General features: G+C 67.3%; 18 protein-coding genes and 1 riboswitch. Of the genes, 7 read left to right on the plus strand and 11 right to left on the minus strand.

The genetic code is table 11. The features are described from left to right. Positions 1-82 precede the first annotated feature (82 nt). Positions 83-200: riboswitch (TPP riboswitch) on the minus strand. Positions 201-469: 269 nt separating this feature from the next. From ACP26O_RS06040 to ACP26O_RS06050, 3 genes are all read left to right on the plus strand, one after another. Continuing rightward, on the plus strand, positions 470-721 hold the full coding sequence (locus ACP26O_RS06040; RefSeq protein WP_175663985.1) for a pentapeptide MXKDX repeat protein: 252 nt from the start codon (positions 470-472) through the stop codon (positions 719-721). A gap of 94 nt (positions 722-815) precedes the next feature. Then, positions 816-1,448 carry a cytochrome b/b6 domain-containing protein gene (locus ACP26O_RS06045; protein ID WP_175663984.1) on the plus strand — a complete coding sequence of 211 codons (633 nt, stop codon included), beginning with the start codon at positions 816-818 and terminating at the stop codon, positions 1,446-1,448. 29 nt (positions 1,449-1,477) lie between these two features. Further along, positions 1,478-2,266 carry a molybdopterin-dependent oxidoreductase gene (locus tag ACP26O_RS06050; RefSeq protein ID WP_126227454.1) on the plus strand — a complete coding sequence of 263 codons (789 nt, stop codon included), beginning with the start codon at positions 1,478-1,480 and terminating at the stop codon, positions 2,264-2,266. A 21-nt stretch (positions 2,267-2,287) separates the two neighbouring features. Here ACP26O_RS06050 and ACP26O_RS06055 read toward each other — a convergent pair whose 3' ends face one another. The 3 genes from ACP26O_RS06055 to ACP26O_RS06065 form a co-directional block, all read right to left on the minus strand. Continuing rightward, positions 2,288-2,569 carry a helix-turn-helix domain-containing protein gene (locus ACP26O_RS06055; protein ID WP_011656442.1) on the minus strand — a complete coding sequence of 94 codons (282 nt, stop codon included), beginning with the start codon at positions 2,567-2,569 and terminating at the stop codon, positions 2,288-2,290. Next, complete coding sequence (locus tag ACP26O_RS06060; RefSeq protein ID WP_175663983.1) at positions 2,566-2,919, minus strand: type II toxin-antitoxin system RelE/ParE family toxin; 354 nt, start codon at positions 2,917-2,919, stop codon at positions 2,566-2,568. Before ACP26O_RS06060 ends, ACP26O_RS06055 begins: the two co-directional genes overlap by 4 nt. Positions 2,920-3,028: 109 nt before the next feature. Next, positions 3,029-3,241: a hypothetical protein gene (locus ACP26O_RS06065; protein WP_426282909.1), complete on the minus strand. Its 213-nt coding sequence runs from the start codon at positions 3,239-3,241 to the stop codon at positions 3,029-3,031. 173 nt (positions 3,242-3,414) lie between these two features. On the opposite strand from ACP26O_RS06065, the gene ACP26O_RS06070 reads away from it, so the two are divergent. Continuing rightward, positions 3,415-4,593 (plus strand): EamA family transporter, encoded by a 1,179-nt coding sequence (locus tag ACP26O_RS06070; RefSeq protein ID WP_175661753.1) that lies wholly within the window; start codon positions 3,415-3,417, stop codon positions 4,591-4,593. Positions 4,594-4,614: 21 nt separating this feature from the next. On the opposite strand, the gene ACP26O_RS06075 is transcribed toward ACP26O_RS06070, so the two are convergent. The 7 genes from ACP26O_RS06075 to ACP26O_RS06105 all read right to left on the minus strand — a co-directional run bounded on the left by ACP26O_RS06075 (position 4,615) and on the right by ACP26O_RS06105 (position 12,078). Next, on the minus strand, positions 4,615-5,814 hold the full coding sequence (locus ACP26O_RS06075) for an MFS transporter (RefSeq protein ID WP_175663982.1): 1,200 nt from the start codon (positions 5,812-5,814) through the stop codon (positions 4,615-4,617). Between the two features lie 484 nt (positions 5,815-6,298). Then, the gene (locus ACP26O_RS06080) at positions 6,299-7,123 is read right to left on the minus strand and encodes a phosphodiesterase (RefSeq protein WP_175663981.1); all 825 of its coding nucleotides are present in this window, start codon (positions 7,121-7,123) and stop codon (positions 6,299-6,301) included. Between the two features lie 38 nt (positions 7,124-7,161). Beyond that, positions 7,162-8,193, minus strand: a complete 1,032-nt coding sequence (locus ACP26O_RS06085) for an ABC transporter ATP-binding protein (protein ID WP_175663980.1) — start codon at positions 8,191-8,193, stop codon at positions 7,162-7,164. 24 nt (positions 8,194-8,217) lie between these two features. After that, on the minus strand, positions 8,218-9,114 hold the full coding sequence (locus ACP26O_RS06090) for an ABC transporter permease (RefSeq protein WP_105787219.1): 897 nt from the start codon (positions 9,112-9,114) through the stop codon (positions 8,218-8,220). Positions 9,115-9,124: 10 nt separating this feature from the next. Then, complete coding sequence (locus ACP26O_RS06095) at positions 9,125-9,949, minus strand: ABC transporter permease (RefSeq protein WP_175663979.1); 825 nt, start codon at positions 9,947-9,949, stop codon at positions 9,125-9,127. Between the two features lie 17 nt (positions 9,950-9,966). Beyond that, positions 9,967-10,995 (minus strand): ABC transporter substrate-binding protein, encoded by a 1,029-nt coding sequence (locus tag ACP26O_RS06100; protein ID WP_175663978.1) that lies wholly within the window; start codon positions 10,993-10,995, stop codon positions 9,967-9,969. A gap of 57 nt (positions 10,996-11,052) precedes the next feature. Next, entirely contained in the window at positions 11,053-12,078 is a 1,026-nt protein-coding gene (locus ACP26O_RS06105) for a LacI family DNA-binding transcriptional regulator (protein WP_175663977.1), read from the minus strand. Positions 12,079-12,752: 674 nt separating this feature from the next. Between ACP26O_RS06105 and ACP26O_RS06110 the strand changes: the two genes are divergently transcribed. Continuing rightward, positions 12,753-12,992: a hypothetical protein gene (locus ACP26O_RS06110; protein ID WP_175701240.1), complete on the plus strand. Its 240-nt coding sequence runs from the start codon at positions 12,753-12,755 to the stop codon at positions 12,990-12,992. Between the two features lie 301 nt (positions 12,993-13,293). On the opposite strand, the gene ACP26O_RS06115 is transcribed toward ACP26O_RS06110, so the two are convergent. Continuing rightward, a complete protein-coding gene (locus ACP26O_RS06115; protein WP_175663975.1) occupies positions 13,294-13,881 on the minus strand; it encodes a TetR/AcrR family transcriptional regulator in 588 nt (195 codons plus the stop codon). A gap of 467 nt (positions 13,882-14,348) precedes the next feature. Between ACP26O_RS06115 and ACP26O_RS06120 the strand changes: the two genes are divergently transcribed. Together ACP26O_RS06120 and ACP26O_RS06125 are read left to right on the plus strand one after the other, a co-directional pair. After that, the gene (locus tag ACP26O_RS06120) at positions 14,349-14,594 is read left to right on the plus strand and encodes a hypothetical protein (RefSeq protein ID WP_175663974.1); all 246 of its coding nucleotides are present in this window, start codon (positions 14,349-14,351) and stop codon (positions 14,592-14,594) included. Between the two features lie 61 nt (positions 14,595-14,655). Next, positions 14,656-16,200 (plus strand): amidase family protein, encoded by a 1,545-nt coding sequence (locus ACP26O_RS06125; protein WP_175663973.1) that lies wholly within the window; start codon positions 14,656-14,658, stop codon positions 16,198-16,200. Positions 16,201-16,312: the final 112 nt, after the last annotated feature.

Below are 16,312 nucleotides of genomic sequence, written 5' to 3' on the forward strand. Positions count from 1 at the left end.
CCCGGAGCCCTTGACGTATGTGGGGCTCGAGCTAAGCAGGAGACGAGGTTTGGTGAGGCGGCGGATTTCGTCAGAAGGAAGGCGGCGAAATCCGTACGCTTCCCTGCGCTGGCATTATCCAGATCAGGTTCAAAGGGTATTTCTCACCCGCAATGCCGGTTTGTTTGACCGAACGCATTGCAGGACCCCCGCGTTAGCAAGGGCACACGATACACCGGCTTCGCGGCGGTTTCAACCGGGGGCGGAACTTAGGCGGCGGGGCGGCCGCAGCATCGCGGGTCGCGCGCGCGGCCGTCGCCCCGGTCGCCAGCACGGCCGCCAGCACGGCCGCCGCGGCGAAGCGGTGCGGCATCGCGGCCATTCGATTCCTGCCGGAAACGCCGACCGAAAAAAATATTCGATCGGCTGTCATTTCCAGGCTCATGCTGCGTCTATTCGGCTCCTTACACCCATGTACCGGAGAGATGTCATGAAAAATGGACTGCTGGCTGTCTGTGTCGCCGCTTTCGCGATGGTTGCCGTGAGCGCGCATGCGCAGAACGATGCGATGTCGAAGGACGGCACGTCGATGTCGAAGGACGCGATGGGCCACGACGCGATGGCGAAGGACGGCGCGATGAAGAAGGGCACCATGAAGAAGCATGCGATGAAGAAGGACGCGATGGGCCACGACGCAATGGGCAAGACGACGCCGAGCGACAAGATGGCGCCGTCGAACTGACGCCGGCGGGCGCGGCAGGCGGTGCGTGCATTGCATCGCCCGCCGCGCCGTATGCGTGCGTTTGCATCATTCCCGCATCTCCGGAGGTTTCATCATGCAAACCGTTCCCGCCACAGGTCGCGACGCGGCGTCACCGCCCGCGCGCCCGATCCATCCGGTGTGGGTGCGCGTGAGCCACTGGCTCAACGCGCTCGCGGCGATCCTGATGGTGTTGTCCGGCTGGCGCATCTACGACGCGTCGCCGATCTATCCGCTGTTCACGTTTCCTCACGGCATCACGCTCGGCGGCTGGCTGGGCGGCGCGCTGCAATGGCATTTCGCGGCGATGTGGCTGCTCGTCGCCAACGGATTGTTCTACCTCGCGATGTCGATCACGACCGGGCGCTTCGCGCGCATGCTGTTGCCGGTCACGCCGGCGTCCGTCTGGCGCGACCTGCGTGCCGCGCTGCGCGGACGGCTGGCGCATGACGATCTCGGCGTCTACAACGCGGTGCAGCGCACCGCGTACCTGACCGCGATCGTCGACCTCGTCGTGCTGGTGCTGTCGGGGCTCACCATCTGGAAGTCCGTGCAGTTTCCGCTGCTGCGCGAGCTGTTCGGCGGCTATGACATGGCGCGCGTCGTGCATTTCTGGGCGATGTCGCTGCTGGTCGCATTCGTCGTCGTGCACGTCGCGATGGCGTTGCGCGTGCCGCGCTCGCTGCTCGCGATGCTGCGCGGACGTTGACCCGCACCGTGCGGGCAAAGGGGATCATCATGTCGGAATCCGAAAGCACGCGCGACGGTTCGCGCTGGACGCTCGACCGCAAGTCGCTCGAACTCGACGTACGCCGCACGCTCGACATGCCGTCGCGGCGGCTTTTCAACCGCCGCATCCTGACGCTCGGCGGCCTGACGATGTTGACCGGCTGTTCGCTGCACGACGACGCGTCGGTCAACACGTTTCTCGAGCGGGTATCGCGGCTGAACGATCGCGTGCAGGCGTGGATCTTCAGCGGCGAGCGGCTCGCGCCGACCTATACCGAAGCCGACATTACGCGGCCCTTCCCGTTCAACGCGTATTACGGCATCGACGAGGTGCCGCACGTCGACGCGGCGACGTACCGGCTGATGCTGTCGGGCCGCGTGACGGGCAAGCGCGTGTGGACGCTCGACGAGCTGTATGCGCTGCCGCACGCGGAGCAGATCACGCGGCACATCTGCGTGGAAGGGTGGAGCGCGATCGGGCGCTGGGGCGGCACGCCGTTCGGCGCGTTTCTGGCGCGCGCGGGCGCCGATACGCACGCGAAATACGTCGGCTTCAAATGCGCGGACGATTACTACGAAAGCATCGACATGCCGACCGCGCTGCATCCGCAGACGCTGCTCACATTCGACTACGACGGCCAGCGCCTGCCGCCGGAATTCGGCTTTCCGATGAAGCTGCGGATGCCGACCAAGCTCGGCTACAAGAATCCGAAGCACATCATGGAGATCTTCGTGACCGATACGTTCCCGGGCGGCTACTGGGTCGACCAGGGGTACAACTGGTTCGGCGGATCGTGAGCGGCGGGGCTTGCCGATGCGTTACGCCGATTGGCGCACCTGCAGATCGACGCGCAGGCCGACGGCCGACGCCATGTTCACGAGCGCGTCGAGCCCGAACAGGTTGATCTTGCCGCGCAGCAGGTCGGACACGCGCGGCTGCGTGACGCCCAGTTGTTTCGCGGCCTGCGCCTGGCTGAGCTCCAGCTGCGCGATGCGCTGCTTGAGCGCGATCATCAGTTCGGAGCGCAGCTTCATGTTCTCGGCCTCGGCCGGCTGGCCCTCGATTGCATCCCAGACATTCGTATAGCGTTCGTTGCTCATCGTTTCCTCTCGATCGTCAGCGCGCGATAGCGCCGGGTGGCCAGTTCGATATCGGCCTGGCAGGTGCGCGCCGATTGCTTGCGGAAGCAGTGCAGCACGTAGATCGCGTCGGCGAATGTCGCGACGTAGATGATCCGGAATGCGCCGCTCGCATCGCGCAGGCGAATTTCCCGCACGCCGGGGCCGACGGTGCGCATCGGCTTCCAGTCGTCGGGCGCCAGACCGCGCTGCACCTGGTCGATCTGGTGGCCGGCTTCGCGGCGCGCGGGCAGTGGAAAGCCGCGCAGCGCGTCAAGCGCGCCGCCGACGAAGACAACCGGCTTCGGCGGAAGAATGGCTGGATTATACAAAATTTTGTATGGGTGGTGTGCGAATCGAATGAACGGAACGTCGGCGGCCGGACGGCAGGCCGATCGTCACGATAAGCGCGAAGCGACACCTGCAGCGCATGACTGGCCATCAGGCCGAGGTATCGAACGTGACGCGGGGGAAGGGTTCGAGTGCGGTGCTCGCGACGCCCGTGCAGCGCGTATCCGGCCCCGGATCCACCGTGTGCGGCGGCCCGAAAATGTCGCGCCGAAACGTCAGTCGATATCCTTTCAGACGGGTCCGACGATGCTTTCGAATCCGTGATGCCATAATGCCGAGCATTGCGTGGACGAAGCCGTTCACGCACGTTTTCGTGACCCTCTGCCGCCGCTCGCCGGTTCTTATTCGTCGCCGTTCGCACCGCCATGTCGTTCCGCACGTTTGTCTGCGCCTTCCCGGTCCCGTCAGGGCCGTTTGCCGGTTTCTCCGGCGTCTTTCAGCGCAGCGCGCGGCACGTCGTGCAGGCAGGCTGACCGATGACACCGCTCGACCGCCTCCTCGATTTCCTCGGCCGCCTGCCGTTCCGGATCCGCCTGCCGCAAAGCCGCGGCGGCCGTGTCGCACTGGCGCTGGTATTCATCTATTTCGTCTGGGGTTCGACCTACAGCGGCCTGCATTTCGCGCTGCAGTCGTTCCCGCCGCTGCTGCTGTCGGGGCTGCGCAACCTGCTCGGCGGGATCGGCCTGTTCATCTTCGCGCTGCGGCGCAAGCCCGAATGGCCGACGCTGCTGGAAATCCGCAACTCGGCGATCGTCGGCACGATGCTGGTCGCGCTGTCGTCCGGCACGATCGCGCTCGGGATGCGCACGGTCAGCAGCGGCTCGGCCGCGGTGATGGTCGCCACGGTGCCGCTGTTCGCGACCGTGATCGCGGCGGTCGCCGGGCGCCCGGTGACGAAGGGCGAGTGGTCGGCCGTCGCGCTCGGGATGGTCGGCATCGTCGTGCTGAATTCGGGCGGCGCGGCTGCCGCGAACTCGGCGCTCGGCACGATCTGCGTGCTGGCCGGCGCGCTGTTCTGGGCGGGCGGCGCGCATCTGTCGACGCGGCTCAAGCTGCCGTCGGACCTGTTCCTGTCGACGTCGCTGCAGATCGGTCTCGGCGGGCTGATGTCCACGCTGGCCGCGTGGCTGCTCGGCGAGCGCATCGAGCAGGTCGCGGCGGCGCCGGTGTTCGCGTTCCTGTACCTGATGGTGTTCTGCACGATGGCGGCGTACGTCGCGTACGGCTACCTGATTCGCCACACGAGCCCGATCATCGCGAGCAGCTGCATGTACGTGAACCCGATCGTCGCGGTCGCGCTCGGCGCGCTGATGCTCGGCGAGCCCGTGACGATGGCGACCGTGATCGCGACGGTCGCGATTCTCGGCAGCGTCGGGCTGTCGTTCCTGTTCGATCCCGCGCGCCGTCCCGCGGCGCGCGCGGCGGTCGACGTTTCGCCGGCCGTGGCGACCGGCTCGGCGGCGGCGCCTGCACCGGTACCTGCACCGGATCAGGCCGCGGTGCCGGATTCGGCGCCGATCCTCACGCCTTCCGCGATACCGCTTGCGGTGCCGACCCCGGCCGCTGTCGTGGACCCGGCCGCGGTCATGGACCCTGCTCAGGCGTTCACGCCGCCACCCGCCGACGAACCGGCCGAGTCGCGCGCCCGCGCGTGACGCCGCCGTGCGCGGCGGCGGTCAGCCGCGCTGCGCGCCGCGATGGTGGAACCAGCCGGCGAGTGCGGTAAACAGCAGGCCGGCCGCGCACATGCCGATCCAGCCGAATGCATGCCACGCGGCGACGCCGACCGACGAGCCGAGCGCGCCGCCGATGAAGTAGCACACCATGTACACGGTGTTCACGCGGCTGCGCGCATCGGGCTTCAGCGCGTAGATGCGCGACTGGTTCGAGATCTGCGCGGCCTGCACGCCGACATCCAGCACGATCACGCCGATCACGAGCCCGACGAGGCTCGTCCCCGACAGCGCAAAAATCACGAACGACGCCGCGAGCAGCGCGATCGCGAGCGAGATGATCGCGCGCGGGCCGCGCTTGTCGGCGAAACGGCCCGCGTAAGGCGCGGCCAGCGCACCGGCCGCGCCGACGATGCCGAACAGCCCGGCGGCCTGCGGGCCGAGATGGAACGGCGCGCCGGCGAGCAGCAGCGTGAGCACCGGCCAGAACGCGCTGAACGCGGCGAACAGCGCGGCGCCCGTCAGCGACGCGTCGCGCAGCCCGCGCAGTTCGACCGCCAGATGCCACATCGAGCCGAGCAGCTTGCCGTACGACAGCGTCGACGTCGGCGAACTGCGCGGCAGCCGCAGCACGATCACCGCGGCCAGCGCGGCGAGCGCCGCGACCGACGCGCCGAATACCGCCCGCCAGCCGAAATATTCGGCGACGAAGCCGGCCGCCGTGCGCGCCAGCAGGATGCCCAGCAGCAGGCCGCTCATCACGGTGCCGACCGCATGCCCGCGCTCGGCGGGCGGCGCGATCTCGGCCGCGAACGGCACGGCCTGCTGCGCGATCGTCGCGAGCACGCCGATCGCAAGGCTCGCCGCGGCGAGCACCGCCAGCGACGGCGCGGCCGCGGCCACGATCAGCGCGATCGACAGGCCCGCGATCTGCAGCAGGATCAGCCCGCGGCGATCGAACCGGTCGCCGAGCGGCGCGAGCAGGAACATGCCGGCCGCGTAGCCGAGCTGGGTCGCGGTCGGCACCGCGCCGATCCACGACGCGCTGTCGGGAAAGGCCGAGCGGAAGCTGTCGAGCAGCGGCTGGTTGTAGTAGATGTTCGCGACCGACACGCCCGCGATCGTCGCGAGCAGCAACAGCAGGCTGCGCGAGTAGTGGGGCGAGGCGGCGTCGGTCGGACGGTCGGTGGAGGCGGCGGACATGGCGGCAACGGGGAACGGAGTGGGGCGGCGTGGCGCGCGGCGCGGCGTCGGCTGCGCGGGCGGCCGGGCGCCGATCGAGCGTGCCGATCATACCGGAGCACCGGGAATCATGCCGGGAGGGCGGCCACGCGGCCAAGCGGCCAAGCGGCCAAGCAGCCAAGCAGCCAAGCAGCCAAGCAGCCAAGCGGCCAAGCGGCCAAGCGGCCAAGCGGCCAAGCGGCCAAGCGGCCAAGCGGCCAAGCGGCCAAGCGGCCAAGCGGCCAAGCGGCCAAGCGACCAAGCGACCGAGCGACCGAGCGACCAAGCGACCAAGCGACCAAGCGACCAAGCGACCAAGCGACCAAGCGACCAAGCGACCAAGCGACCAAGCGATCAAGCGATCAAGTGGCCGGTGATCGGCGCTCGACCGGCCGCTACCGGCACCGCCCGGCCGCAACGAGAGCCGACGGGCCGTCGCCCGTCATGCGCTCCATGATGCACATCGTCAGTCGACCAGTTCCCCGCTCGGTTCATAGAACGGATAAGGCCCGTCGCCTTCGTCCACGTACACGTGATGGGACGTCATCCCCGTCTCCGGCGTATGGACGTGCACCGCGAATGCGGGCGGCTCGAGCCGGAACGCCGACGGCCCGTCCGCGCGCAGGTCGAACGCAACCTGGTGCGCGGGCGCCGGCACGGCCGACGCGAGCGTGCCGCCGAAGCGCGTGAACATCGTCCGGTGCACGTGGCCGCACAGCACGCGTTCGACGTTCGGATAGCCGCGCAGCAGCGCATCGAGCTTCGCGGCGGCGGCGGGCGCGAGGCGCAGCGCGTCCATGTGTCCGATTCCGGACACGAACGGCGGGTGATGCAGCGCGACGATCACCGGCCGGTCGCGCGCGGCGTCGAGCTGAGCGGCGAGCCACGCGAGCCGCGCGTCGCACAGGTCGCCGTGGCTCGCGCCGGGCACCTGCGAGTCGAGCGCGAGCACGCGCACCACGCCGACGTCGAGCGCGTATTGCACGAACTCGCCGTCCTGCAATTCGGGGCGATCGGCGAACGCGCGGCGCAGCCCCGCGCGATCGTCGTGATTGCCGACCATCAGGTAATACGGAATCTCGAGCGGCGCGAGCAGGTCGCGCAGATGGCGGTATTCGTCGTCGTGGCCGAAATCTGTCAGGTCGCCCGTGACGAGCACCGCGTCGGGGCGCGGCACCAGCGCGTTCAGCTTCGCGATGCAGCGCGCGAGCGCGGCGGCCGTGTCGACGCGCCGGTACGCGAGCTGGCCCGGACGCTTGATGTGAAGATCGCTGATTTGAGCAAGCAGCATCGTCGTTCCTCGGAATGTCGGATTATCGTGGGGCGCTGTCATGCGGCAAGCGCGATCAGGCCTTCCGCCGCGATCGCAATGCCGACCGCCGTGCCGCGGGCGAGCTCGATGCGGCCCGGCACGTCGATCACGAGCGCGTCGGGCGCCGCCTGCTCGATCGTGAGCCGCGTGCGCTCGCCGAGGAACGCGCACGCGCCGATCGCACCGCGCAGCGGCGCATGCGCGGGATCGGCGAGCTGCGCGTCTTCCGGGCGGAAGAACCACTCGTCGGCGGCGTGCGGCGTGACGATCGCGCCACCCGTCGTCACGAGCGCGCCGTCACGCCATTGTCCCGCAAGCCGGTTCAGCGTGCCGATGAACTGCGCGACCGTGCGGTTCGCCGGCCGGTAGTAGATGTCGCGCGGCGTGCCGATCTGTTCGATGCGGCCCGCGCCCATCACGACGATCCGGTCGCCGAGCTCCATCGCCTCGGCCTGGTCGTGCGTCACGTACACGGTCGTCACGCCGAGCTCGCGCAACAGCGCATTCATCTCGCGGCGCAGCACGTCGCGCAGCTTCGCGTCGAGCGCGGTCAGCGGTTCGTCGAGCAGCAGCACGCGCGGGCGCACCGCGAGCGCGCGCGCCAGCGCGACACGCTGGCGCTGGCCGCCCGACAGCTGATCGACCGGTTTGTCCGCGTGCGCGTCGAGCCGCATCATCGCGAGCAATTCGTCGACGCGTTCGCGCAGCGCGCGCGGCTCGGTCTTGCGGATCTTCAGTCCATAGCCGACGTTGCCGCGCACCGTTAGATTCGGAAACAGCGCGTAGTTCTGAAACACCATGCCGACCTGGCGGCGCTCGATGGGGAGCGCGGTCACGTCGTCGCCGCCGAATGCGATCGTGCCGCCGGCGTCCGGCGTGTCGAGGCCGGCGATCAGGCGCAGCGTCGTCGTCTTGCCGCAGCCCGACGGGCCAAGCAGCACGAGCGTCTCGCCCGCGCCGATCGACAGATCGAGCGGTTCGAGCACGCGCGTGCCGCGGAACGTCTTCGCGCAGTGGGTCAGGGTGATGGGCGTGGAATCGAGTTTCATGGGATCGGTAAAGTCAGCACAGGGTCAGCGCGGGCGGCGCTTGAGCGCGCGCGTGCCGGACGGATCGACGCCGAGCCACTGCATCGCGACGAGGAGCGGCAGCGTCATCAGCAGGAACACGATCGTGTAGGCGCTGCCGACTTCGAGACGCAGCGACGCATAGGTATCGGCGAGTCCGACGGGTAGTGTCTTCGTGTCGGGCGTGTGCAGCATCCACGTCAGGTTGAATTCGCCGATCGACAGCGTGAGCACCGCGAGCGCGCCCGCGACGATGCCGGGGCGCAGGTTCGGCAGCACGATCGTCACGAAGCGCGTGACGAACGACGCGCCGAGGCTCGCCGCGCCTTCCTCGAGCGTGCGCAGGTCGGCACCGGCCGCGACGGCCGCGACCGCGCGCACCATGAACGGCAGCGTGAACACGACGTGGCCGACGACGATGAACCACAGGCTCATCCGGAAGGCGGTGAAGCCGCCGTATACGACCAGCAGCGCGAGTGCCGACGCGAGGCCCGGCAGCGCGACCGGCAGCACCAGCGCTTCCTCGATCGCGCGGGCGACGCGGCTCTTGCTGCGCGCGAGCGCATAGCCGGCCGGCACGCCGACGGCGAGCACGATCGCGAGCGTCGCGAACGCGACGCCGAGCGACAGCGCGACCGAGCCCTGGTATTGCTGCCACACCTGTTCGAGCCAGCGCAGCGTGAGGCCGCTCGACAGTCCGCGGAAATAGTTGACGGTGAGGCCCGCGAGCACCGACATCACGACGGGCACGATCAGGAACGCGCACAGCAGCAGCGTGACGCTCCATTGCAGCGCGGCGATCGCGCGCGCGCCCGTGACGCGCGGCGCGCGTCGTGCGACGCCGTTCGCATGCGACGGAGCGGGCGCCGGCGACGGCGCGGACGAACCGGAAAGCGATTGCATGAAGGAATCCTCAGGCCGCGGCGGCGGCGGTATGGCCGGTGAACCGGCGCGCGAGCGCGAGCACGGCCCACGTGACGATGCCGAGCACGATCGACAGGCCGGCCGCCGTCGCGATGTTCGCGTTCAGTGTGAACTCGGTGTAGATCGTCATCGGCAGCACGTTCAGGTCGGTGGCGAGCGTAAACGCGGTGCCGAACGCGCCCATCGCGGTCGCGAAGCAGATCGCACCGGCCGCGATCAGGCCCGGTGCGAGCGCCGGCAGCACGATGTCGACGAAGATGCGCCACGGCGACGCGCCGAGCGAGCGCGCGGCTTCCTCGAGCGACGCATCGAGCTTCGACGCCGCCGCGATCACGGTGACGATCACGCGTGGAATCGAGAAGTACAGGTAGCCGACGAACAGCCCGGCAACCGAATACGCGAATACCCATTTGTCGCCGGTCAGCTTCGCGGACAGCATGCCGATCAGCCCCTGCCGCCCGGCGAGCATGATCACCATGAAGCCGACCACGACGCCCGGGAACGCGAGCGGAAACGTGAGCAGCGCGAGCAGCACGCGCTTGCCCGCGAATTCGCGGCGCGCGAGCAGCAGGCCCGAGATCGTCGACAGCGCGAGCGTCGCGAGCGTGACGCCGGCCGACAACGCCACCGTTTCGCCCAGGCTCTTCATGTAGCGCGCATTGCCGAGCAGCGCCGCGTACTGCGTGAAGAACGCGCCGTCGGCGGACACGTGCACGAGCGCCGCCATCGGCAGCAGCCAGAACGCGGCGAACACCGCGAGCGCTGGCGCGACGAGTGCGATGCGCCAGCGTAGCGGGAAAGTCAGATCGAGCATCGCGTGGTTCCGGCCGCTTACTGCATCATCTGCAGGTATTGCAGGCCGAACGCTTGCTGGCCGGCCGCCATCTTGCCGAAGTCGACCGGTTTCGCGCGTGCGTATTCGCTTGCCGGCAGGAACTTCGCGGCGACGTCGGCGCCGAGCGTCTGCGAGCGCACCGGACGCAGATACGCGTTGGCCCACAGTTTCTGGCCTTCGTCGGAGAGCACGAAGTCGAGCACCTTCTTGCCGTTCGCGTCGTGCGGCGCGCCCTTCACGAGGCTCATCACGTACGGCACCGCGATCGTGCCTTCCTGCGGAATCACGAACTCGACGTTCGCGTGATCCTTGTACTTCGCGCGATACGCGTCGAAGTCGTAGTCGAGCAGGATCGGAATCTCGCCGGACAGCACGCGCGCATACGCGGTCTGCTTCGGCACGATCGGCGCGTTCGCCTTCAGCTTGTGGAACCAGTCGAGCGCCGGCTTGAAGTTGTCGAGGCTGCCGCCGAGCGCCTGGTTCACGGCGACCGCGCCCGCATAACCGACGAACGCGCTCGACGGATCGAGGTAGCCGACCATGCCCTTGTATTCCGGCTTCAGCAGATCGGCCCACGAGCGCGGCACCGGCTTGCCGTCGAGCGCGTCCTTGTTCACGAAGAAGCCGAGCGTGCCCGAGTGGATCGCGAACCAGTAGCCTTGCGGGTCCTTCAGGTTCGCGGGAATGTCGTTCCAGTGCGCGGGCTTGTACGGAGCGATCACGCCTTTGTCCTTCGCCTGGAACGCCGACGACACGCCCAGATAGACGACGTCGGCGACCGGGCTCTTCTGTTCGGCGATGAGCTGTGCAATCGCCTGGCCCGAGTTCTTGTTGTCGAACGGCACGCGGATACCGGTTTTCTGCTTGATCGCCGCGATTTGCGCGGCCCAGTCGGCCCATTCGGGCGGGCAGTTGTAGCAGATCGCGGATTCGTCGGCGTGGGCAGCGGGCGCGAACGCGACGAGCGCGGCGCAGGCGACGGGTGCGGCGAGCACGCGCAGCAGCGAGGTCAGGCGAAAGGACACGGTGGGTCTCCGGGCGAGGTAAGGGTATGTCGCCGCGCGCTCGCGCGGCACACGCATTCAGGCTTGGTGCAATTGCAGATTGGCGGCCGGCGGCGAGACCGTCGCGCCGTCGCGCACCGTGTGCGGCAGGATCAGCGACGTGCGCTCGATCGTCGCGCCGCCGATGCATTCGACGAGACGTCGCCAGGCATGACGGCCGATGTCCTGGTTCGGCGTCGCGACGCTCGCGAGCGGTGGCGCGAGCAGCTCGCCGATCGCGATGCCGTCGAAGCCGAGCACCGACAGGTCGTCGGGAATCGAGAAACCCGCGCGGCGCAGGCCGCGCATCACGACCATCGCGAGCAAGTCGTTGCTGCAGAACAGGGCGGTGGGGCGCGTGGCTTGTGCGGTGAGGTGCGCGAGCACTGCGTCGGGCAGCTCGGCCGCGTTGAAGTCGACTTCGACCGGCGGCAGCGTCGCGACGCCGGCTTCGTCGAGCGCCTGCGCGTAGCCGAGATGACGCTGGCGGGCGCGATCCGACGCGGCGAGCGAGCCGGCCAGCATCAGCACGCGGCGATGGCCGCGCGCGGTCAGCAGACGGACGCCGTCGTAGGCAGCGCGGCGGTTGTCGACCGACACCGACGGGCGGCGTTGCGTGTCGTTGTGCATCAGCACGTAGTGCGGGCCGTCGCGGTCGAGCATGTCGAGCAGCGGATGCGTGTCCGCGTCGGCGACCGTCAGGATCAGTCCTTCGACGCGCTGCTCGCGCAGCGTCTCGATCGCGTGGCGCTCGCGTGCCTCGTCGTATTCGGTCGTCATCACGATCAGCTTGAAGCCGGCCGCGGTTGCGAGTGCATCGATGCCTTGCAGGCAGTCGGCGAACACCGGATTCGACAGCGTCGGCACGACCACGCCGACGAGGCGCGTGCGCTCGCCGCGCAACTGCCGGCCGAGCGGGCTCGGGCGGAACTGCAGCGTGTCGATGGCGGTGCGGATCGTCGTCAGCGTGGCGGGGCTGACGGTGTGCGGCGCGTTGATCGCGCGCGAGACGGTGGCGATCGAAAAGCCGGCGAGCGCGGCGACATCCTTGATGGTCGGGGTCATGAAGTTACGCGATGTAAACGTTTTCGACCGATGGATTATCGAAAATGTTTGTGACTTCGCGATGACTCGCCAGACATCTGTTTCGTAAAAAATACGATACAAACATCAGACGTTTTTGCGCCCCGAGAATGGGCGCAGTGATTGTATCGGGGGATATTGCGGCGCGGGACGAAATCGATGACGCTGTGGCGGCGGGGGCGTCGGCTGCGTATCGATTCGGGCGCGAATGGCGCAGGCAAGCATGCCGCGTCGCGATGCATCACGCGTGAATCAGGGAACGCATGCGCGAAGCAATGGTAGAATCGCGTCCCGCCCTTTTGCCGGGGTGATGAAATTGGTAAACATAGCGGACTTAAACGATTGAGTGCCCGGCCGGAAACGGTCGGTGCAGAACCCTTCAAATTCGGCGAAACCCCTGATGCGCGCATCGAGGCAACGCCGAGCCAAGCCTCGCGGCGAGATCGCAGCGAGGAAGGTGTAGAGACTAGACGGGGGGCGCCTAAGGCGCACGGGCGGCGATCACGCCCGCGCGCGACGGTGAAGGCATAGTCCAGCGCACGAACGGCATCGTTTCGACGACGCCGGCTTTGAAAGAAGCAGTGTGACGAAAATCCGCCGCCTTAATTGGCTTGCCGGTTCAAGTCCGGTCCCCGGCACCAATTCCTCATCCGCTGATGTTTGCGGCCCTGATGAATCGCCAGAATCTCCTGTTTGTACTGGTGACGATGGCATTTACCGATCGCAAAGCGCGCATCAGGCATCACATTTACTATCCGAACCTTTCTCCATCACAGCGGCAGGCGGGATTCCTCGCAGCGCATCCCTATGCTATTGCTGTGGACGCAATCGAACTGCAGACGGCGATTGGCTCGCCGCGCAGCTATGTGCGTGAGGTCGCGCGGGACATCCGATGAGCACTAGACCGCGTGCTCGCGATCGATGCTGATCTGACAACCCGAGTGATGTATGTCACGGGCAAACTGCCGCCGATGAGAGCCGGCGGTAACTCGGCTGACGAACCTATCCGAAATCTTGTGTGTGCGGCACAAACTGAAGGTCGAGCAGCCGGCCAAGCCCTAGCTCAACGACGTGCTGCGCTTGGGCGGGCTTCCTCTGCCGCAAGGGCGACGGCGAACCCAGAGCGAAGCCCATCTGGCCGGGCTTCAAAGAGGTTCATGTCGCCGCCAGGACATTGCAGAAGTTATAGGTCGACGGTCATGCGGGAAATTGTGTATCAGCCGGTGCGGCGATCCCCGTCAGCACTCGATCCAAGAGCGCCTGCGCAAACTCGTACGTTGGCGTCTGCGCCGCAAACAGGATCCGGTAGACGAGCGGTGCGATGACGTAATCCATCAACGTCTGGCACGTCGGTGGGGTTTCGCCGCGCGCCAGCGCTTGCTCGCGGATCACGTCCAACTGTTCCTCAATACAGTGCGCGCATTGCCCCGCATTGAGCGGATCGGCGCTGCTCAACACGTCGCGCAGCAGTGTCCGGCCGACTTCAGACGACATCTCCTCAAGATACTGGGCCAGCCAGTTCTCCATATCCTGCCGAAACTCACCCGTGTCCGGCGGCAGACTGTCGGGCAGGAGATGCTCGACCGCCACGTCGGAAAGCAACTGCGGCAGGTCACCCCAGCGCCGGTAGATGGTGGACGGCGTCACACCGGCGCGCGCCGCGATCGCTGGCACGGTCAGGCCATCCCGACCGTTTTCCTGCTGGAGTCCACGGACCGCGCGATGCACGGCTTCCTGCACGCGCGCGCTGCGGCCACCCGGCCGCAATCCCTTTCTCGTCGTCATGGTCGATTCGATTCCTTCATGCAACACATCGAACAACGAACGCCACTAAAGCAAAATGTTTGCATTTGCGCGCGACCGTCGCTATATTAAAGCAAATTCTTTGCTTTAGTGGTCGGCTGGCCTTATGTCGAACGTCACCCAAACCGCAGTACCCGCCGGAGCAGCGTCCGCTGCGACCGCTTCCGCACTGGCCCCCCACACGATCACGCCAGGGGGCCATCTCGTCGCGTCGAGCGTGCCGACGCCTCTATCGGCTCTCCCAGGAGCAATGGCATTTGTCGCCGACGCTGTTGACGCTGATCTTCGGCGTGTATGCGCTGTCGCTGCTGTCTGCGCGAATTGTAGCGGGGCGCTGTCCGATTATATCGGCCGGCGTTCGGTGATCGGCGCGGCGCTCGTCCTCGAAATGGGGGGCGAGGGGGCTGTTCCTGGCGACCATCGGCCCGGGCTGGCTCATCGTCGCCCGGATGTTGCAAGGCGTTGCGACCGCCCTCGCCGAGCTGGCGCCGGCGCCGCTGCATCTCGTGTTTGTCCTGCTATTCGCGAACAGTCCGCCGACGATTCTCGCGGGATACACAACGCCGTGGCTCGGCTTGCTGAAGGTCGCGCATTTGTATGGCGACGCATTGATTCTGCTGGTGCTGACGGGTCTGGTGTTCACGATCGTGCGGCATTGGAGCGATCGGCGCGTGGCCGGGACGGCCGCGCATTGACCGGGCGGGGGCGGCGTGGCGTCGGAATGGGATTTATGAACAGTCGAGGCGGAGGAAGGTGATGGATACGCTCAGCGCAGTGCGCTTCACGACGACCGTTGCTGCTCATTCGGCGGCCGAAGGCGCGTCGTTCCGGGTGACGCCAGCCGTGCCGCCGCGCGACGCCGCGCTACTTGGCCTGGGGGCGGTTGAGGCCGTCGCCGCGATGCAGAGTGGCGATTTCACCGCAGAACGATATGCGACGACGCTCCTCGAGCAAGTAGACCGTTGGAGTGTCCTCAATGCATTTCGCATGCTGGATCGCGATGCGGTGCTGCAGGCGGCACGCGCGGCCGACGTGCAGCGCAGCCAGGGCGGCGTGCTTGGCCGGCTGCACGGCCTGCCGATTCCGGTGAAGGACAGTGTCAACACACGCATGCTACCGACGTCGAACGGCACGCGGTCGCTGACTGACTTCCGACCGTCAGCGGACGCCAGCGTGATTGGGCTACTCGGCGAAGAAGGAGCGATCGTCATGGGTAAGACCAACTTGCACGAGCTGTCGTTCGGCTGGACCAGCAACAACGAAACCTTCGGAGCGGTTCGCAATCCGTATGATATCGCGCGCAGCCCGGGCGGCAGCAGCGGCGGTTCGGCAGCGGCCGTATCGGCCAGGATGGCGCCGCTCGCCGTGGCCGAGGATACCTGGGGGTCGATTCGCCTGCCGGCGTCCTTTTGCGGGCTCGCGGGCTTTCGCCCGAGCCGTGGGCGCTATCCGGACGACGGCATCATGACGTTGAGCCGGAACTTCGATCAGGTCGGCCCGCTCGCCCGTTCCGTCGAGGATCTCGTGCTGTTCGACCAGATTGCCGCACGCGATGCGCGGCCGATCGCGCCGCGCCTCGCGAACGAGATTCGCATCGCGCTGCCGGCGGCGCTCTGGGCGGATCTCGATCCGGAAGTCGAACGGGTCGCACGGCGGGCGCTGGCGCGCCTGCGCGAAGCGGGCGTATCGGTCGTGGAAATCGCCGCGTCGATGAACGACGTAATGCGTGCACCCAGCGTCGTCGGGACGATTGTCGCTTACGAATTGAGGAGCAGCGTCGTCGATTTTCTCCGGCGCCACGAAACGGGGGTCTCGTTCGACGATCTGTATGCGACGCTCGCGTCGAACACGAAGAACCTGATGGATTCGATGATTCTGCCGCCGTGTGCGCCTTCGCGCGAAGCCTATGAGGCGGCGTTGTTCGAACGGGGCAAGATCGCGTCGATTATTACCTCCCGCATGCGCGCGTATCGCGTGCACGCGTTGGCATTTCCTGTCGCCACGGTGCGTGCGCCCCTGATCGGTGAGGAAACCGAAGTGACGATCGACGGCGGACGCATGATCGACTCGTTCGATGCGCTGGGCCGCAATGTCGCGCTCGGTAGTTGCGTCGGCATGGCGAGCGTCGTGCTGCCGGCCGGACTAGCGACCGACGGTATGCCGATCGGGATCGAGTTCGCCGGGTTGCCGGGCGGGGACCGGGGCGTGCTTGCACTTGGACTGGCGCTGGAACGGATTCTCGGCGCTGCCAGAGAATCTGGCACGGAGGCGTATCGCGATTCACGCACCATGCAGCCCTGAAACGACGAACGAGGAGAACACATTCGCACGATGAGCATCGGCTCCGCACCGTGCCGCCGCACGAGCGGCGACGCGCGCATGGGAGCTGTCCTGGCTGGCTGCCGCGCATAGG

It is taken from the genome of Burkholderia sp. R-40 (assembly GCF_049942845.1).
GTDB lineage: Bacteria > Pseudomonadota > Gammaproteobacteria > Burkholderiales > Burkholderiaceae > Burkholderia > Burkholderia ambifaria.